General features: G+C 63.5%; 17 protein-coding genes. 13 read left to right on the plus strand and 4 right to left on the minus strand.

Annotation, left to right across the window (positions count from 1 at the left end):
* The 6 genes from MOV76_RS03605 to MOV76_RS03630 all read left to right on the plus strand — a co-directional run.
* Positions 1–631 (plus strand): M20/M25/M40 family metallo-hydrolase (locus MOV76_RS03605; RefSeq protein ID WP_247263845.1); only part of this gene is annotated, 631 nt, incomplete at its 5' end.
* Positions 632–657: 26 nt separating this feature from the next.
* Positions 658–1,581, plus strand: coding sequence for a glyoxylate/hydroxypyruvate reductase A (locus tag MOV76_RS03610; RefSeq protein WP_247263846.1), 924 nt, complete (start codon positions 658–660; stop codon positions 1,579–1,581).
* A 25-nt stretch (positions 1,582–1,606) separates the two neighbouring features.
* Positions 1,607–1,960 (plus strand): cupin domain-containing protein, encoded by a 354-nt coding sequence (locus MOV76_RS03615; protein WP_018245974.1) that lies wholly within the window; start codon positions 1,607–1,609, stop codon positions 1,958–1,960.
* A 129-nt stretch (positions 1,961–2,089) separates the two neighbouring features.
* Positions 2,090–3,553: an aldehyde dehydrogenase gene (locus tag MOV76_RS03620; protein ID WP_018245975.1), complete on the plus strand. Its 1,464-nt coding sequence runs from the start codon at positions 2,090–2,092 to the stop codon at positions 3,551–3,553.
* A 9-nt stretch (positions 3,554–3,562) separates the two neighbouring features.
* Entirely contained in the window at positions 3,563–4,606 is a 1,044-nt protein-coding gene (locus MOV76_RS03625) for a tartrate dehydrogenase (protein WP_247263847.1), read from the plus strand.
* A gap of 28 nt (positions 4,607–4,634) precedes the next feature.
* Positions 4,635–6,092: an NAD-dependent succinate-semialdehyde dehydrogenase gene (locus MOV76_RS03630; protein WP_247263848.1), complete on the plus strand. Its 1,458-nt coding sequence runs from the start codon at positions 4,635–4,637 to the stop codon at positions 6,090–6,092.
* Between the two features lie 72 nt (positions 6,093–6,164).
* Here the strand turns inward: MOV76_RS03630 and MOV76_RS03635 are convergent, their stop codons facing one another.
* The 4 genes from MOV76_RS03635 to MOV76_RS03650 all read right to left on the minus strand — a co-directional run bounded on the left by MOV76_RS03635 (position 6,165) and on the right by MOV76_RS03650 (position 9,984).
* Complete coding sequence (locus MOV76_RS03635; protein WP_247263849.1) at positions 6,165–7,439, minus strand: FAD-binding oxidoreductase; 1,275 nt, start codon at positions 7,437–7,439, stop codon at positions 6,165–6,167.
* Positions 7,440–7,452: 13 nt separating this feature from the next.
* Positions 7,453–8,121, minus strand: coding sequence for a haloacid dehalogenase type II (locus MOV76_RS03640; RefSeq protein WP_026188726.1), 669 nt, complete (start codon positions 8,119–8,121; stop codon positions 7,453–7,455).
* A gap of 173 nt (positions 8,122–8,294) precedes the next feature.
* Positions 8,295–8,969 carry an aldolase gene (locus MOV76_RS03645; RefSeq protein WP_018445079.1) on the minus strand — a complete coding sequence of 225 codons (675 nt, stop codon included), beginning with the start codon at positions 8,967–8,969 and terminating at the stop codon, positions 8,295–8,297.
* Between the two features lie 16 nt (positions 8,970–8,985).
* Complete coding sequence (locus MOV76_RS03650; protein ID WP_247263850.1) at positions 8,986–9,984, minus strand: LacI family DNA-binding transcriptional regulator; 999 nt, start codon at positions 9,982–9,984, stop codon at positions 8,986–8,988.
* Positions 9,985–10,223: 239 nt separating this feature from the next.
* Between MOV76_RS03650 and MOV76_RS03655 the strand changes: the two genes are divergently transcribed.
* The 7 genes from MOV76_RS03655 to MOV76_RS03685 all read left to right on the plus strand — a co-directional run bounded on the left by MOV76_RS03655 (position 10,224) and on the right by MOV76_RS03685 (position 17,994).
* The gene (locus MOV76_RS03655; RefSeq protein ID WP_247263851.1) at positions 10,224–11,540 is read left to right on the plus strand and encodes an MFS transporter; all 1,317 of its coding nucleotides are present in this window, start codon (positions 10,224–10,226) and stop codon (positions 11,538–11,540) included.
* 69 nt (positions 11,541–11,609) lie between these two features.
* The gene (gene ltnD, locus MOV76_RS03660; RefSeq protein WP_247263852.1) at positions 11,610–12,554 is read left to right on the plus strand and encodes an L-threonate dehydrogenase; all 945 of its coding nucleotides are present in this window, start codon (positions 11,610–11,612) and stop codon (positions 12,552–12,554) included.
* 14 nt (positions 12,555–12,568) lie between these two features.
* Complete coding sequence (otnI, locus tag MOV76_RS03665; protein ID WP_247263853.1) at positions 12,569–13,345, plus strand: 2-oxo-tetronate isomerase; 777 nt, start codon at positions 12,569–12,571, stop codon at positions 13,343–13,345.
* 3 nt (positions 13,346–13,348) lie between these two features.
* A complete protein-coding gene (gene otnK, locus MOV76_RS03670) occupies positions 13,349–14,629 on the plus strand; it encodes a 3-oxo-tetronate kinase (RefSeq protein ID WP_247263854.1) in 1,281 nt (426 codons plus the stop codon).
* Between the two features lie 203 nt (positions 14,630–14,832).
* Positions 14,833–15,669, plus strand: a complete 837-nt coding sequence (locus tag MOV76_RS03675) for a GNAT family N-acetyltransferase (RefSeq protein ID WP_247263855.1) — start codon at positions 14,833–14,835, stop codon at positions 15,667–15,669.
* Between the two features lie 13 nt (positions 15,670–15,682).
* The gene (locus tag MOV76_RS03680) at positions 15,683–17,059 is read left to right on the plus strand and encodes an aspartate aminotransferase family protein (protein ID WP_210069500.1); all 1,377 of its coding nucleotides are present in this window, start codon (positions 15,683–15,685) and stop codon (positions 17,057–17,059) included.
* Positions 17,060–17,280: 221 nt separating this feature from the next.
* Positions 17,281–17,994, plus strand: coding sequence for an HAD-IA family hydrolase (locus MOV76_RS03685; protein WP_247263856.1), 714 nt, complete (start codon positions 17,281–17,283; stop codon positions 17,992–17,994).
* Positions 17,995–18,000: the final 6 nt, after the last annotated feature.

Below are 18,000 nucleotides of genomic sequence, written 5' to 3' on the forward strand. Positions count from 1 at the left end.
CATGCGGGCGATCCGCGCCCACAAGGGCAAAGCCGCCGCCCGGCTGACGGTCAGGGGCCGGTCCGGCCATTCCTCGCGCCCGGACCAGGGACTGAACGCGATCCATGCCATCACGGATGTTCTGGCCTGCGCTCGCGCCGAGGCCGAACAGCTTGCCTCCGGCCCGTTCGAGCATGTCTTCGAACCGCCCTACTCCTCCCTTCAGGTCGGCACGCTGAAGGGCGGCCAGGCAGTCAACATCATTCCCGACAGTTGCGAGGCCGAGTTCGAAGCGCGGGCTATTTCCGGCGTCGATCCAGTCACGCTGCTGGCGCCGCTCCGAGTGGCGGCCGAGGCGCTGTCGCAGTTCGGCTTTCAGGTGGAATGGCGCGAACTCAGCGCCTATCCGGCACTTTCGCTTGCCGCCGATGCGCCGCTTGCGACACTGCTTGGCGAGCTGACCGGCATCGAGCCGCTCGCCGCCGTCAGCTACGGCACGGAGGCCGGCCTTTTCCAGCGCGCCGGCATCGACGCGATCATCTGCGGCCCTGGCGACATCGGCCGCGCCCACAAGCCGGACGAATTCATCCTCACCGGCGAACTGCTCGCCTGCCAGGCGATGGTCGAGGCGCTTGGCCGCGGCTGTGCCTGATGACATCCGATCAAGGAGCCGACGCAATGACCTTTCTCTTCAATTCCGACGCGAAGCGCGGCGCCATCTTCGCCGAAGCCTTCGCGCGCGAATTGCCCGACATTGCCTTCTCCATGGATCCCAAGTCGGTCGAAGCGGACGCCGTGCGCTACCTGATCACCTGGACGGTGCCGGATGATCTCGCGCGCTATCGCAATCTCGAAATCCTCTTTTCGATCGGCGCCGGCATCGACCAGTTCCGCATCGATGCCGTGCCAGCATCGGTCAAGGTCGTGCGCATGGTCGAGGACGGCATCATCAGAATGATGCAGGAATATGTGACGCTGGCCGTGCTTGCGCTCCATCGCGACCTGCCGACCTATCTCGACCAGCAGCGGCGCCGGACCTGGCAGACGATCGCGCCGGTGCAAGCCTCTGAACGCCGCATCGGCGTGCTCGGCCTCGGCATGCTTGGAAGCGCGGTGCTCGAGCGTCTGCAGCCCTTCGGTTTTCCGCTTTGCGGCTGGAGCCGCAGCCCGCGCGAGATCGACGGCATCCGATGCCTCAGCCGCCGCGACGGCCTCGATACCCTGCTTGCAACCACCGACATTCTCATCTGCCTGCTGCCGCTGACGGATGAGACGCGCGGCTTCCTGAATGCCGAGCTCTTCGCCAGATTGCCGGCCGGCGCTGCGCTCGTCCATGTCGGTCGCGGCGCTCAGCTCGATCATCAGGCGCTCGTCGACGCGCTCGACACCGGACATCTCTCCGGCGCCGTCGTCGACGTCACCGAGCCGGAACCGCTGCCTGAGGACCACGCCTTCTGGAACCATCCGAAGATCCTGCTGACGCCGCACATTGCAAGCGTCACCCAAGCTGAAACCGCCGCGGCGGCCGTGATCGGCAACATCAAGCGGCACCAGGCAGGCCTCGATCCGATCGGACTGATCGATCGCAGCCGCGGCTACTGAGCTCTCAACCTAGGAAAGCAAAATCATGTCCCTCCTCAAGACGATCGACACCAATCCATCCTTCGCGCCGCGCGAGTCCGGCCCACTTCCAGAACGGCTGATCTCGGGCAATCCGGCCTTCAAGACCTGGGCGCAGGACGTCGCCCGCGGCGAGACGGTTCATAGCGGCGTGTGGGAGGCGACACCCGGCGAGACGCGCTCGATCAAGGGTGAGACGTTCGAGTTCTGCCACATCCTTTCCGGTCTGATCGAACTCACGCCGGAAGGCGGCGAACCGGTGGTCTACAAGGCCGGCGACAGCTTCGTCATGAAGCCGGGCTTCGTTGGCGTCTGGAAGACGATCGAGACGGTGCGCAAGATCTACGTCACCGTGTCGTGATGCCGACGCCGTAGATTTGACTGCCGCAGCGGCGAAAACGCAATTTTTCGCCGCTGCGGCATCACCGGTCGATGCATGCTGCTCGCATTCCCCAGTTAGGCTTGCCTCAGCCCATCCCGAGGACATGCGATGACACTCAGCTTCGATCCGAACACGATATCCTTGCCCGTCGGACATTTCATTGGCGGGCGGCTGGTTCCGGCCGAGGCGGTCATCGACATGCATCGCCCATCCGACGGCAAGGCTTATGCCGGCTGTCCGCTGGCCGACGAAGCCCTTGTCGATCACGCCGTCGAAACCGCCAGGACCGCATTGAAGACGAGCAATTGGGGCGGCATGCGGCCGCGCGAGCGCACCGTGGCGCTGCAGCGCTGGGCGGACCTGATCGAAGCCGAGGCGGAGACCCTCGCCAGGCTCGAGGCGCTCTCCTCGACGCGGCCCATCGGTCATCTCGTCGCCGGCGACATCGCCGTCACCGCCGAACAGATCCGCTTCTTTGCCGAGTTCGCCGACAAGGAAGGCGGCGACCTCGTCCCGACCGACGATGCGAACTTCGGCATGATCATGACGGAACCCTATGGCGTCGTCGGCGCCATCACACCCTGGAATTTTCCCTTGTCCATGGCCGGCTGGAAGCTCGGTCCGGCGCTGGCGGCAGGCAATGCGGTGGTGTTGAAGCCGTCGGAAATGACGCCGTTTTCGACGCTCTATCTCGCCGAACTTTCGGTGCGAGCCGGCCTGCCGGCCGGTCTCGTCAACATCGTGCTCGGCGACGGCCCGACCACCGGAAATGCCATCACCGGACATCCGGGCATCTCCAAAGTCAGCTTCACCGGCTCGACGGCGGCCGGCTCGGCGATCATGACCAATATCGCCCGCACCGGCGTCAAGCCGATGACGCTGGAACTCGGCGGCAAAAGCCCGCAACTGGTCTTCGCCGATGCCGATCTCCAGCTTGCAGCCGGCGCAATCGCCGGCAGCATTCTCTCCAACGCCGGTCAGGCCTGCGTATGTGGATCCCGCCTCATCGTCGAGGCGACGGTGGCGGACGAACTCGCGGCAGCGCTCGTGGCCAGGCTGGCGGCCATCCGCCCCGGCCCCACCTGGGACGAGGCGACCGATTATTCGCCCGTCATCTCCGAACGCCAGATCGCCCGCATGGACGGCATCATCCGCGCCGCTATCGACGACGGCGCCGAATGCCTCACCGGTGGCCGCCGCCTCGACCGCGAGGGCTATTTCTACGCACCGACCCTGATTTCCGGCGTGACGGCAACATCGCCGGCGGTTCTCGAGGAAATCTTCGGACCGGTGCTGACCATTCAGACCTTCGATGACGAGGAGGAAGCGCTGAGGCTCGCCGACCATCCGGCCTATGGGCTCGCCGCCGGCCTCTTCACCCGCGACCTCTCGCGTGCCATCCGCGTGACCCGCCGCCTTCAGGCCGGCACCGTCTGGGTCAACCGCTACGGCCGCTCGCGCGACCATATCCTGCCGACCGGCGGCTATAAGCAGTCGGGCATCGGCAAGGATCTCGGCCGCGATGCCTATCTCGCCAACCGCAAGAGCAAGAGTGTGCTCATCAGCCTGTGAGGACCTGCGATGAAGACCTACAAGATCGCCCTTCTGCCCGGAGACGGCATCGGCCGCGACGTGACGGCAGCAGCCTGGGCCGTGCTCGTAAAGGCGGCTCAATCGAACGGATTTTCTCTTGATGCAACCAGCTATCCCTGGTCCTGCGACTACTATCTGGAGAACGGCAGCATGATGCCCGCCGATGGCATCGAAACGCTCAGGTCCTTCGATGCCATCCTGCTCGGTGCCGTCGGCTGGCCTCGCAAGGTACCGGATTCCGTGTCGCTGCACGGACTTCTGCTGCCGATCCGCAAGGCTTTCGTGCAATATGCCAATATCCGCCCGCACCGGCTGCTGCCGGGTGTGCAGGGGCCGTTGCGGTCTGACGGCTTCGACATCCTCTGCATTCGTGAAAATACCGAGGGCGAATATTCCGGCGCCGGTGGCCGCGTCCACCAGGGCGCCGATAATGAGGTAGCGGTCGAGACTTCGATTTTCACCCGCAAGGGGGTTGAGCGCATCCTGCGTTTCGGCTTTGAGCAGGCGCGTGCGCGCAGCGGCAAGCTTGCCTCGGTGACGAAGTCCAACGCCCAGAAATATTCGATGGTCTTCTGGGACGAGATCACCCAGAAGCTTTCTGCCGAATATCCCGATGTCGAGGTGACCAGCTACCATATCGACGCTATGGCCGCCCGCATGGTCATGGCGCCTGATAGTCTCGACGTCGTGGTCGCCTCCAACCTGTTCGGCGATATCCTGACCGACCTCGGCGCTGCCATCCAGGGCGGGCTCGGCTTTGCAGCCTCCGCCAATATCAATCCCGATCGTTCGGCGCCATCGATGTTCGAACCGGTCCACGGCTCCGCGCCCGATATCGCTCATCTCGGCATCGCCAATCCGATCGCCACCATCTGGTCGGGCGCGATGATGCTGGAGCATTTGGGAGAAGCGGCTGCCGCCGCAAGGGTGATGGCCGCAATCGCGGCGACGACGGCACGCGGCATCGGCGCAATTCCCGGCAAGGACAAGACCGACGCGATCACGGCATCGGTGCTTTCGGCACTTGGCTGATCAATGGGGCTGATCAATGGAGAACAGAATGAACAGATTAAGGGATAGCGGCCTGTTTCGTGAGCAAGGGCTGATCGACGGAGAATGGCGCGGGGCCGCAGCCGGACGCACGATCGAGGTGATCGACCCGGCGACGCAGCATGTGCTGGGCACGGTGCCCGACATGGACGGAGCCGATACGAGGGCGGCAATCGCCGCAGCGGAAAAGGCCTTTGGTCCATGGCGCGCAAAGACCAATGCCGAGCGCGGCGCATTGCTGGAAGCCTGGCATGATCTGATGCTCGACAATATCGAGGATCTGGCGCTGATCCTCACCCGCGAGCAGGGCAAGCCACTAACGGAAGCGCGCGGCGAAATCCGCTATGGCGCCTCGTTCATCAAATGGTTTTCCGAGGAGGCGCGCCGCATCGGTGGAACGACCATTCCCTCGCCGACGACGGACCGGCGGATCGTCGTTCTGAAGGAGCCTGTCGGCGTGTCGGCGATCATCACGCCGTGGAATTTTCCGAATGCGATGATTACCCGCAAGGTCGGGCCGGCACTCGCCGCAGGCTGCACGGTCGTCATCAAGCCATCGGACCTGACTCCCTATTCGGCGCTGGCACTTGGCGTGCTGGCGGAACGCGCCGGCATCCCCAAGGGCGTCATCAATATCGTCACCGGCATGCCGGCCGGCATCGGCGACGAGCTGATGGCCAACCAAACCGTCCGCAAGATCTCTTTCACCGGCTCGACCCGCGTCGGCTCGCTGCTGATGCGCGGCGCGGCCGACGGCGTCAAGCGGCTCAGCCTCGAACTCGGCGGCAACGCGCCGTTCATCGTCTTCGACGACGCCGATCTCGATCTTGCCGTGGAAGGCGCAATCGCATCGAAATTCCGCAATGGCGGGCAGACCTGCGTTTGCGCTAACCGCCTTCTCGTCCAGTCCGGTGTCTATGAGGCCTTTGCCGCCAAACTTTCCGCACGCGTATCGGCCATGAAGGTCGGGGCCGGCACGGATGCCGGTACGGATATCGGGCCGATGATCAACAAGGCGGCGATCGAGAAGATCAAGCGTCATGTCGACGATGCGGTGGAAAAGGGAGCGAGGATCCTCGCCACCGCGGGTTCCGTGCCTGAAGGCGATCAATATGCGGTGCCGATGGTGCTCGGCGGTGCGACGACCGAGATGCAGCTTGCCAGCGAAGAGACCTTCGGCCCCGTTGCCCCGCTTTTCCGTTTCGACAACGAGGAAGAGGCGATCCGCATCGCCAACGCCACGCCCTTCGGCCTTGCGGCCTATTTCTACACCGAAAGCCTGAAACGCTCCTGGCGTGTCGCTGAAGCGCTCGAATTCGGCATGGTCGGCCTGAACACAGGGGCCATTTCGACCGAGGTCGCTCCCTTCGGCGGCGTCAAGCAATCCGGCCTCGGCCGTGAAGGCGCGCAATGCGGCATCGACGAATATCTGGAAATGAAGAGCTTCCACATCGGTGGGCTCAACTGACCAGCGGCAAGAGTAAAAGAAATGGGCGCCGTGGACTCATCCTCGGCGCCCTTTTTCGTACTCGCTGATGCTTTACTGAAACCGGTCGAGTGTCTTGTAGTACAAGCCCACCAGCGGCAGGAACCACGGCTTTCCGAAATGGCCGGGGACGGCGGGCCAGTCGAGCCCCTTGATCGGGTTACGGTCGGCCTTGCCAAGGATGGCGTCGGCGATGATCATGCCGAGATGGGTGGAGAGTTGGGCGCCGTGGCCGGAATAGCCCATGGCATACCAGACACCATCGACATAGCCGGCGCGCGGATAGCGGTCCTTGGTCATGTCGACGAGCCCGCCCCAGCAATAGTCGATTTCGACGCCGGCAAGCTGCGGGAAGATTTCAGCCAGGCTGGCGCGCAGAATATCGCCGCTCCTTGCGTCGGATCGTTGATCCGACGTCGCGGAAAACCGGGCGCGACCGCCGAAGATCAGCCGCTTGTCGGGCGACAGCCGGAAATAGTTGCCGATGTTCATCGACGTGACACAGGTGCGGTTGCCGGGCATCGTAGCGGCGATTTCGGCGTCGGTCAGCGGACGGGTGGCGATGAGGAAGCTGCCGACGGAAACGATCCGGCGGCGGAAATAGTTAAAGAGCGACGGCGTATAGGCGCCTGTCGCGACCAGCACGTGGTCTGCGGTGACGCTGCCTCGTGCGGTCGTCAAGCTGTGGCGGCCGATGCCCTGCTTGTGCGCGGTCACCGCCGCCTCTTCGAAGATGGTGGCGCCGTGGCGGGCGGCTGCGGTGGCGAGCCCGGCGACATAGCGACCCATATGCATCATCGCGCTCTTCTTCGACAGCATGGCGCCATGGAAGGTCGAGCAGACCTCGCTTTTCAGGTCACTCGCCGTCAGAAGTGCGGTGTCCGGATCGACCTCTCTATGAACAGCCTCGAAATTGCGGGCAATGGCATCGAAATGCTGCGGCTTGGAAGCGAGCTTCAGCTTGCCGGCGCGGCGGAAATTGCAGTCGATCCCCTCCTCGGCAATGATCGCCTCGATCGTGTCGATGGAAGCGTCGAACGCCTTGTAGAGGGCGACGGCCCGCTCCACGCCGAGTGCGGACTTGGCGGACAGGAAACTGTGGGCGAGCCCGTTGTTGAGGTGGCCGCCATTGCGCCCCGACGCTCCCCACCCGACCCGTTCGGCTTCCAGCACCACGACCTTGACGCCGGCCTTTGCAAGCTGGCGCGCCGCGGCAAGCCCGGTAAAGCCGGCGCCGATGATGGCGACGTCGTAATGTCCTTCGACGGGGCCTTGTGCGCCGCCGGCAAAGGCTGGAGCCGTGTCGTGCCAGTAGGATTCGAACTGCATCCGCGTATCTCCGTCAGAGCCCGACGACGCCAGGCAGGCCGGAGATGTCAGGAATTTCGACATAACCGTAATAGGGGTTGGCAGGCTCATGGCCGCGATTGACCCAAACCTTGTTCTTGATGCCGAGATCGTGGGCCGACATCAGGTCGTAGCGGAAGGAGGACGAGCAATGCAGCACGTCTTCCGGCCCGCAGCCCAGCATATCGAGCATATATTCAAAGCCCTTGAAGCGTGGCTTATAGGACTGCGCCTGCTCGGCGGTATAGACCGCATGGAAGGGCGCGCCCAGTTTTTCGACGTTCGACATGATCTGCGAATTCATGGCGTTGGAGAGGATGACCAAAGGGATTTCCTTGGCGACCTTGGCGAGACCGGCCGGAACATCCGAATGCGGCCCCCAGGTTGGGACCCGCTCATAGATCATCCGGGCGGCTTCATCGCGAAATGTCACGCCGTTGCGCTTGCATGTCCGCTCGAGCGAATTGTGCACCACCTCGGCATAGGGTTTCCAGTCGCCGAGGATCTCGTCGAGCCGATAGGCGGCGAAATTCTTGATGAACTCCGCCATGCGCCGCTCGTCGAGCTCTTCGCCGTAGAGGTCGCGCGCCGCTTCCGCCATCTGAAAGTTGGTCAGCGTGCCGTAGCAGTCGAAGGTGATGTATTTCGGACGGAACGTCGTCATCTGCGTATCCTTGAGCGATCGGAACTGGGGACGTGTCACAATCATAGGCACCGCTTCACCCACAGCTCGCCTGAATTGGCGGCATCGGAAGCAGAATCTATCGTATCGAAAGCAGGGTTTGGCAGAAGGTTGCGCGCTTTCACCCGCGATCAACGGCCGGCGGAGTGACGCCTTCAATCGCCGTCGTGATCGTGATCGTGATGCGACGGAAGGTCGAGGCCGAAGGTGTTGACGAGATCGGCCACCTGCGCCGGACTGAGAAAACGGGGATTGAGGTTGCGCAACAGCAGATAGAGCTTCGCCGTTTCCTCCAGTTCCTCGGTCGCAAAGACCGCCGCCTCCAGGCTGTCACCGGCGACCACAGGTCCGTGATTGGCCAGAAGCACTGATGAATACTTGCCCGCCAGCCCACGGATGGCGTCGGCCACATCAGGATCGCCGGGACGATAATAGGGCACCAGCGCGGTTTCGCCGGCGCGCATGAGATAATAGGGCGTCATCGGCGGCAGGGCCGCGCGCGGATCGATCTCCGGCAGCATGGTCAATGCCACTGCGTGGGTGGAGTGAAGATGGACGATGGCGCGGGCGCTGCCGCGCGTATCGTAGAGGGCGGTGTGCAGCGGGATCTCCTTGGTCGGCTTGTCGCCGGACAGGAGCCGGCCTTCGGCATCGAGCCTGGAAATCCGTGCCGGGTCGAGAAAGCCGAGCGAGGCGTTGGTCGGCGTGACCAGCCAGCCGCCATCCTCCAGCCGCAACGATATGTTGCCCGACGAGCCGGGCGTCAGCCCACGCTCGAACAGCGAGCGGCCGTATCGGCAAATTTCCTCACGCAGGCGCGCGTCGGACATGACAGTTCCTCCAATATTACGCAGTTGCCCCTTCGATCAGTTCAAAGCCGAGATCGACGGCCTGCGGTGGCGCATTAGCGACGACCAGTTGCGCGGCTATCTGCCCCGTCGCCACGCGCGGCGTTCGGATGGTCGACAAGGGTTGCGGTGTTGCCCGGCCGATATCGAGGCCGTTATAGCCGAAAATGGCAAGCTTCGAGGGGATCGCGATCCCTTGAGCCAGACAGTGAAAATAGCCGCCCAGCGCCATGTCGTCGTTGGAGAAATAAACCGCATCGAGATCGGTCGTGCGGGCAAGCAACCGCTCCAGCCCCAACCTGCCGTTTTCCACGGATGAAGCGCCTGCGAGAATTTCGCGGCCGACGAGAGGGGCGTCATGCGCTTCGAGCGTTTCGCAAAAGCTGGAAAACCGCTTGCCGGCACGGGTATCGCGGTTCAGGTCGTGACCGACATAGCCGATCCGGCGATAACCCCGCTTGAGCAGGAAGGCAGCGCTCTCCCGTCCGGCCGCGCGGTTCGAGAAGCCGACGGCGATATCGAGAGCATCGCCGTCCAGATCGAGCAGTTCGACGATCCGACACCCGCTGGCGCGCAGCATCTTCACCGTACCCTCAGTATGCTCGTACCCTGCCAGCATGACCGCCGCCGGCCGCCAGGCAAGCATCGCGGCGGCGAGCGCTTCCTCCTTGCCCGGATCATAATCGGTCACCGAGAATACCGCCTGATACCGGTTTTCCTCCAGAACGGCGCTGGCACCGCGCAGCACATCGGGGAAGACGATGTTGGACAGCGAGGGAATGACGAAAGCGACAAGACGCGAACCGGTGGAGGCAAGCGTTCCCGCGATCCGGTTCGGCACATAGCCCAGCCGCTCGACCGCGGCCATCACCCGCTCCCGTGTCTTGCCGGAAAACGAACCGTGGTTGCGCAGTACGCGCGACACCGTGCTCTCGCCAACACCGGCCGCCTCCGCGACCTCGGCAAGCGTTGCCGTCGGTTGATTTTTGAATTCCATCGTTACGTTTGAACCCGACTGTTGAGGTGGTTATCCGGCCTGCCCGTCCGATGACCACCGCGTTGCCACCATTTTTCACCACTCCCGCCAAGAAGCAAGGTTTTTTTGGCAGCGCTACCAATTTGCTATTGGCAGCGCTGCCAAAATGAATTAATGCAAATGGCAGCGCTGCCAAAAATGGCTCGGCGTGCCGCGGGAGGATCGACAGGAGACCGCGGCAACAATCGGAGGAGAAAATCATGACGCTGCAGACGCAAGCGCCAGTCGTTGGCGCACATCCCGCCCAGACGCTCGAAGACCGTGCCTATGGCAAGGTATTCTGGCGCATCGTACCCTTTTTGATGCTGTGCTACGTGGTCGCCTATCTCGACCGCGTCAATGTCGGCTTCGCCAAGCTGCAGATGTCGAGCGAGCTCGGCCTCTCGGAAGCCGCCTATGGCATCGGCGCCGGCATTTTCTTCATCGGCTATTTTCTGTTTGAAGTGCCGAGCAACATCATCATGAACAAGGTTGGCGCACGCGTGTGGATAGCCCGCATCATGCTCACCTGGGGCGTCATTTCGGCCGCCTTCATGTTCACCTCCTCGGAAACCGTCTTCTATGTCCTGCGTTTCCTGCTGGGCGTTGCCGAAGCCGGATTTTTCCCCGGCATCATTCTCTATCTGACCGCGTGGTATCCGGCCCATCGCCGCGCCAGGATCATCACCACCTTCATGTCGGCGATCCCGATATCCGCCATTTTCGGCAATCCGCTTTCGGGTCTCCTGATGGACAGTTTTCACGGCACGCACGGACTTTCCGGCTGGCAGTGGATGTTCCTGATCGAAGCCATTCCGGCCATTCTTTTCGGCGTTGCGACGTTCTTCTACCTTGATGATACGATCCAGGGCGCGAAATGGCTGAACGATGAGGAAAAAGGCGTGCTGACGGCCAATATCGAGGCGGAGAACCGGGCCAAGACGGCAAGCCCGCACAGCATCGGCGCAACGCTGACCGACCGTCGCGTCTGGCTGATGTGCCTGATCTATTTCTGCTTCGTGCTCGGGCAATATGGCCTGAATTTCTGGATGCCGACCATCGTCAAGGCCTCAGGCGTCAGCGGAAACCTCAATATCGGCCTGATTTCCGCGATCCCCTATATCTGCACATTCGTTGCCATGCTGGCGCTCGGACGTTCCGCCGACAGGCTGCGCGAACGCCGCTGGCACCTCGTCGTCCCGGCCCTCATCGCCGCCGGTGGTTTCGTCGCGGCGACGATGGCGACGAGCACGACCGTCTCGATTGTCTGCCTCTCGCTGGCTGCTGCCGGCGCCATCAGTTGCGCGCCGCTGTTCTGGTCGCTTCCGACGGCTTTTCTTGCCGGTACGGGCGCTGCGGCCGGCATTGCCTGGATCAATTCGGTCGGTAACCTCGCCGGGTTTCTCGGGCCGTTTCTGGTAGGCTATCTCAAAGACCTCACCGGCACCAACAGCGCCGGCATGTATCTGCTGGCGGCTGCCTTGGTCATTGGTTCGCTGGCCGTGTTGACGGTTCCCGCGAAAACCGTCAATCGCTAAACCACAGCCCCTCCGGGATAGCACCCGGAGGGGCGCAGACCTTTCCTCACGAGACTGGAGAACCTCCTCATGCCACCGCTTGCTGAAAACTCGGGCTCGGCCGTTGTCGCAGCCGTCATCGGTCTTGGTTCCATGGGGCTTGGAATGGCCCAGTCGATGAAGCGCGCAGGTCTCGACGTCGTAGGATATGACATCACGCCGGCGGCGGTGGACCGCTTCATCGCCGACGGTGGACGTGGCGCGTCAACCCCCGCCGCTGCGGCAAAGGACGCCGACATCGTCGTCTCCGTGGTCGTCAACGGCGCGCAGACCGAGGCGGTGCTGTTCGGGCCCGAAGGCGTCGCACGTTCGATGAAGCCCGGCGCCGTCTTCATCTCGTCGGCCACCATGGATCCCGCGGTCGCACGCGATCTGGCACAGCGGGCGGAGGCTCTCGGCCTGCACTATCTCGACGCGCCGATTTCAGGCGGCGCGGCCAAGTCGGCGCGTGGCGAACTGACGATCATGGCGTCCGGCTCCCGACAGGCCTTCGACACGGCACGCCCGGGTCTCGACGCCTTGGCCGCCAAGGTCTACGAACTCGGCGACGAGGCCGGAAAAGGCGCGGCCTTCAAGATGATCAACCAGTTGCTCGCCGGCGTGCACATCGCGGCCGCCTGTGAGGCCATAACCTTTGCCGCCAAGCAGGGCCTCGACCTCGACAAGGTCTATGAGGTGATCACCGCTTCGGCCGGCAATTCCTGGATGTTCGAAAACCGCGTGCCGCATGTGCTGGCCGGAGACTATACGCCGCTCAGCAGCATCGAGATTTTCGTCAAGGATCTCGGTATCGTCCTGGACATGGCCCGCTCCGAGCGTTACCCGGTACCGCTCGCGGCAGCCGCCTTGCAGATGTATCTGGCCGCCTCCGGGGCCGGCATGGGCCGTGATGACGATTCGTCGCTCGCGCGGCTCTATGCCAAGCTTTCCGGCGCTGAATTGCCCGGTTCCACCAAAGAGCCGCAGAGCCTGTAAAAGGAACGCTAGACATGCCGGTTTTCGCCGCCAACCTGACGATGATGTTCAACGAATGGGCGTTCCTGGACCGCTTCGACGCCGCAGCCGATGCCGGCTTTGCCGCCGTCGAATACCTCTTTCCCTACGAAGCCACGCCGGAGGCAATCGCCGAACGGCTTGCCCGCAACAATCTGCAGCAGGCCTTGTTCAACCTGCCGCCGGGCGACTGGGCAGCGGGCGAACGTGGCATCGCGGCTCTTCCCGGGCGGTTCGATGCGCTGAGAGCGGATGTCGAACGGGCCCTGGACTATGCGGCGGCGACGGGCGTCAGACGATTGCACCTGATGGCAGGCATCGCCGACCCTTATGACCAAAACGCCGCCTCCTCTTATCGGCGCTCCGTCACCTATGCTGCCGGGCGGCTTGCGGAAAAGGGCATCGATCTCCTGCTCGAGCCGATCAACGGGCGCAACATGCCCGGATATTTCCTCAACGACTTCGCCGCCGCCGAACGGCTGATTGCCGAATGCGGCCTGCCGAACCTGAAGCTCCAGTTCGACATCTATCACCGCCAGATCATGCATGGCGACGTCGCCATGGCGTTGCGACGCCTGCTGCCGATCACCGGCCATATCCAGATCGCCAGCGTGCCGTCACGCAACGAGCCGGACGGGGAGGAACTGAACTATCCCTATCTGTTCGGCGAAATCGACCGCCTGGATTACGACGGTTTCATCGGCTGCGAATACATCCCGCGCGGCCGCACATTGGACGGTCTTGGCTGGTTCAAACCTTTTGCACGGAGCTAGACGATGGCTATTTTGCTCGGATCAATCGCTGACGACTATACCGGCGCTTCCGACCTCGCCAACACGCTGACGAAGAACGGTCTGCGCACGGTGCAGACGGTCGGCATCCCCGATCCGTCGCTCGCCCTGCCGGATGTCGACGCTGTGGTCGTTTCCCTGAAGATCCGCTCCGTCCCGGCCTCGGACGCCGTGGCGGCGGCGGCAAGCGCCGAGCGATGGCTGCGCCAGCGGGGCGCCGGCCATGTGCTTTACAAGATCTGCTCGACCTTCGATTCCACCGATGCCGGCAATATCGGTCCCGTCACCGAGGCCTTGAGCGCGGCGGCCGGCGGCGGCTCCGTGCTGGTGACACCCGCCTTTCCGGAAACGGGACGCACCGTCTATCTCGGCCATCTCTTCGTCGGCGGACAGCCGCTGAACGAAAGCCCGCTCAAGGATCACCCCCTCAATCCAATGCATGACGCCAATCTCGTGCGGGTTCTCACCCGACAATCGCGCAATGCCGTCGGACTGGTCGATCTCACAGCCATCGCGGCCGGGGCCGGCGCCGTCAAGGCGAAGCTCGATGCTCTGCGCGCGGCAGGCGTCACTGCTGTTATCGCCGATGCGATTTTCGAACGCGATCTTGAAACGCTCGGCGAGGTCGCGTTGAAAACGCCGGTGTCCACCGGCGCGTCCGGCCTCGGCCTCGGCCTTGCCCGCGCGCTCGTCCGCTCCGGTCGGATATCGTCCGGCGGTGCAACGACGGCGGACGCCATTCGCCCGGTGGGCGGGCTTTCGGCGATCGTTGCCGGCAGTTGCTCCAAGGCGACACTGCACCAGCTCGACATCGCCGAACGGTCGATGCCCGTCCTGCGGCTCGACCCGGAACGGCTGCTTGCCGGTCCCGATGAGATCGCCGCAGCGATCTCCTGGGCCGGAGACCGCATCTCCGCCGGCCCCATCGTGGTCGCCGCGAGTGCTGCGCCTGAAACCGTGTCCCGGCTGCAATCGCTATACGGGCGAGAGGCCTCCGGCCACGCGATCGAGACCGCGACGTCGATCATAGCAGCCGAACTGGTGGAGAGAGGCGTGCGGCGCCTGGTGGTCGCCGGCGGCGAAACCTCAGGCGCGGCGGTCGACAGGCTCGCCATTCCGGCATTTCTGATCGGCCCGGAGATTGCGCCTGGCGTGCCGGTGCTGCGCACGGTCGGCAATGCGCAGGGCGATATGCTTCTGGCGTTGAAATCGGGAAACTTCGGAGGCGAAGATTTCTTTACGGCAGCGCTGGCGATGATGCACTGACATGCCCATCGCATGTCCGTGATGTGTCGAGCGCCAGGACTCACCGTCAGGATCTGGATAGGACGCATATCGGTTGGTTCTAGCATAAGATGCGGCGGCCGATGATAGCAAAGCCATAAGATACTGCCTGAACCATGGCCTTCAGACGATCTGCCCGCCGGCGCTCCGGCAGACTGGCGGGCACGACATGAAGGACGCCCCCCATGCAAGCAAGTCAGATCGAAATCGTCCCGTTCGGCCCGGACCATCTGGAAGCCGCCGTCGCGCTCTCAAAACAGGCGGGCTGGCCGCATCGGACGGAAGACTGGCAGTTGGCGCTCGCCTTGAGCCAAGCGATGGTCGCGGTCGAGGACGGCAAGGTCGTCGGCACCGTACTCGTCACGCCTTACAGGGGAGATTGTGCGACCATCAACATGGTCATCGTCGACGAGACGATGCGCGGCCGCGGCCTCGGCCGCAGGCTGATGGACGCCGCATTGCTGACCGCGGGAGACCGGCCGCTGAGGCTGGTGGCGACGACGGCAGGTCTGCCGCTCTACCAAAAGCTTGGCTTCCGCGAGACGGGAACCGTGCTGCAGCACCAGGGTCTTGCCGGAGAAATGGCCGCGCCGGCGGAAACGGAAGCCGCTACCGACGCCGATCGCCCTGCCATCGCGGGACTCGACCGACTTGCCTTCGGCGCCGACCGCGAAGGGCTGCTCTCCTATCTCGCCGGGATCGGCGAATTCGCCGTCATTCGCCGCGACGGTCGCATTTCCGGGTTCGCTTGCCTGCGTCCTTTCGGCCGCGGCGAAGTGATCGGACCCGTGGTGGCCGCCGATCTCGGCGAGGCCAAGACACTCATCGAACATTTCATCGCCAGACGGCCCGGACGGTTCCTCAGAGTCGATACAACTGCCGAGACCGGGCTTTCCCCATGGCTCGCCGAACACGGGTTCGCCCATGTCGGCGGCGGAATCACGATGAGAAAGCCGTTGGCCAACGACGCCGCCGATCCGACCGCCACCACCTTTGCCCTCGCCAGCCAGGCACTCGGCTGATCCGGAGATCTCCATGTACAGCAATTCCCTCATCGAACTCGATCGCGCCCACCTCATCCATCCGGTCGCCTCCTACCGCGGCCATGAAAAGCTTGGCGTGCGCGTGCTGGCCTCGGCCAAGGGCGCGACGGTCACCGACGCATCGGGCAAGCAACTGATCGACGGCTTCGCCGGCCTCTGGTGCGTCAATGCGGGTTACGGCCACGAAAGTATCGTCGAGGCGGCGGCCCGGCAGATGCGGGAACTTCCCTATGCGACGGCCTATTTCGGCCTCGGCTCCGAGCCCGCGATCCGGCTTGCCGGCGAACTCGCCGACCGTGCGCCGGGCGATCTCAACCACGTCTATTTCACCCTCGGCGGCTCCGATGCGGTGGACAGCACGATCCGCTTCATACGCTACTACTGGAATGCCCGTGGAAAGCCTGAGCGCGATCAGTTCATCTCCGTCGAACAGGGCTATCATGGCTCCTCGACGGTCGGCGCGGGTTTGACGGCGCTGCCCGCCTTCCATGCCGGCTTCGGCGTTCCCTTCGACTGGCAGCATAAAATTCCGTCTCACTACGCCTATCGCAACCCGGCGGGCGATAATCCGCAAGCGATCATCGACGCCTCGCTTGCGGCGCTGAAAAGCAAGGTCGAGGCGATCGGGCCGGAACGCGTCGCCGCCTTCTACGTCGAGCCGATCCAGGGCTCAGGCGGCGTTCTGGTGCCGCCGAAAGGCTGGATGAAGGCCATGCGCGAATTCTGCCGCGCGCACGACATCCTATTCGTCGCGGACGAGGTGATCACCGGCTTTGGCCGCACCGGCCCGCTGTTTGCCTGCAGCGAGGATGAAGTCGTGCCCGATTTCATGACGACCGCCAAGGGCCTGACCTCCGGCTACGTCCCGATGGGCGCCGTCTTCATGGCCGATCACGTCTATGAAACGATTGCCGAGGGTGCGGGTGCTGCCGCCGTCGGCCATGGCTACACCTATTCGGCCCATCCCGTCAGCGCCGCGGTCGGCCTCGAAGTCCTGAGGCTCTACGAAAACGGCCTTCTCGAAAACGGCGTCAAGGCCGGAGCGCGGCTGATGCAGGGTCTGGAGTCGCTGAGGGATCATCCGCTGGTAGGCGATGTCCGTGGCCGCGGCATGCTCGCCGCCGTCGAGCTTGTGGTCGACAAGGTCAACAAGACGCCATTGCCGGCATCCGCCGAACCCGCCCGCCGTATCTTCGATCGCGCCTGGGAGAACGGTCTCGTCATCCGCGCCTTCGGCAATGGCGTGCTTGGCTATGCTCCGCCACTCTGCTGCACCGAAACGGAGATAGACGCGATCGTCGAACGCACCCGCATCACCCTGGACGAGACGCTGGAGGACCCGGATGTGCGTCGGGCGCTGCAGGCCTGAGAATACCGCGAAACGGTCAGATTCGGTATTTTGTGCCGCCTCATGGCGCCTATTCGGCGAATCCGGTGCGGTGCAGGTGACACACTGAAATCAACGAAAGGCCTGGATCCCGGCACATGCGGGCCTTCCATACAAGAGCGGGACAATGACCCCGCCGGCGGAACAGAATTTTCTTCTTCGAGAACCGCGCTCCCACCGGAGCCGAACACTGGGGAATTCACGTGAGCAAGAGCCTTCCGGAATTCAAATATATGACCTTCGATGTCGTCGGCACGCTCATCGACTTCGAGGGCGGCCTCAAGACCTGCCTCGCCGAGATCGCGACCGAGGCGGGGACTGAAATCGACGGCGAGCAGGCGCTTGGCCTCTACCGCGCAGCCCGCTACTCCAAGGATGCCGACCTCTTTCCCGACGACCTCGTGCGCGTCTACCTGGCGATCGCCCCGAAGCTCGGTCTGCCCGCCGATCAAAAATATGGCGAACGGCTGCGGGATTCGGCGAAGGGCTGGAAGGGTTTTGCAGACAGCGCCACAGCGCTCGCCAGCCTTGCGAAGGATTACCGCCTCGTTGCGATGACCAATGCCCGCCGCTGGGCATTCGATTTCTTCGAGAAGGAACTCGGCAATCCCTTTTATGCCGCCTTCACAGCGGATGATACGGGGACCGAGAAACCCGATCCCGCCTTCTTCGAGAAGGTATTCGACTACGTTGCCTCGGAAGGACATTCGAAGGACGACATCCTGCATGTCGCCCAGAGCCAGTACCACGATATCGGGATTTCCAGGAAACTCGGGCTGACCAATTGCTGGATCGAGCGGCGACATGCTGAGAAGGGTTACGGCGGCACGATCGAACCGGCCGAGTTCACCAAACCCGATTACCATTTCACCTCGATGGCCGGCCTTGCTGATGCCGCGGCTGCCGCGCGCGCCTGACTTTGA

The organism is Rhizobium sp. PRIMUS64, assembly GCF_023006465.1.
Lineage (GTDB): Bacteria > Pseudomonadota > Alphaproteobacteria > Rhizobiales > Rhizobiaceae > Rhizobium > Rhizobium leguminosarum.

Bases quoted from the DNA above. Each gene is read 5' to 3' on its own strand.
- MOV76_RS03640 (WP_026188726.1), bottom strand. From the start codon at position 8,121: ATGACGACGTTCCGTCCGAAATACATCACCTTCGACTGCTACGGCACG.
- MOV76_RS03620 (WP_018245975.1), top strand. From the start codon at position 2,090: ATGACACTCAGCTTCGATCCGAACACGATATCCTTGCCCGTCGGACAT.
- MOV76_RS03610 (WP_247263846.1), top strand. From the start codon at position 658: ATGACCTTTCTCTTCAATTCCGACGCGAAGCGCGGCGCCATCTTCGCC.
- MOV76_RS03655 (WP_247263851.1), top strand. From the start codon at position 10,224: ATGACGCTGCAGACGCAAGCGCCAGTCGTTGGCGCACATCCCGCCCAG.
- MOV76_RS03625 (WP_247263847.1), top strand. From the start codon at position 3,563: ATGAAGACCTACAAGATCGCCCTTCTGCCCGGAGACGGCATCGGCCGC.
- MOV76_RS03645 (WP_018445079.1), bottom strand. From the start codon at position 8,969: ATGTCCGACGCGCGCCTGCGTGAGGAAATTTGCCGATACGGCCGCTCG.
- MOV76_RS03650 (WP_247263850.1), bottom strand. From the start codon at position 9,984: ATGGAATTCAAAAATCAACCGACGGCAACGCTTGCCGAGGTCGCGGAG.
- MOV76_RS03635 (WP_247263849.1), bottom strand. From the start codon at position 7,439: ATGCAGTTCGAATCCTACTGGCACGACACGGCTCCAGCCTTTGCCGGC.
- MOV76_RS03680 (WP_210069500.1), top strand. From the start codon at position 15,683: ATGTACAGCAATTCCCTCATCGAACTCGATCGCGCCCACCTCATCCAT.
- MOV76_RS03615 (WP_018245974.1), top strand. From the start codon at position 1,607: ATGTCCCTCCTCAAGACGATCGACACCAATCCATCCTTCGCGCCGCGC.
- otnK (WP_247263854.1), top strand. From the start codon at position 13,349: ATGGCTATTTTGCTCGGATCAATCGCTGACGACTATACCGGCGCTTCC.
- ltnD (WP_247263852.1), top strand. From the start codon at position 11,610: ATGCCACCGCTTGCTGAAAACTCGGGCTCGGCCGTTGTCGCAGCCGTC.
- MOV76_RS03675 (WP_247263855.1), top strand. From the start codon at position 14,833: ATGCAAGCAAGTCAGATCGAAATCGTCCCGTTCGGCCCGGACCATCTG.
- MOV76_RS03630 (WP_247263848.1), top strand. From the start codon at position 4,635: ATGAACAGATTAAGGGATAGCGGCCTGTTTCGTGAGCAAGGGCTGATC.
- otnI (WP_247263853.1), top strand. From the start codon at position 12,569: ATGCCGGTTTTCGCCGCCAACCTGACGATGATGTTCAACGAATGGGCG.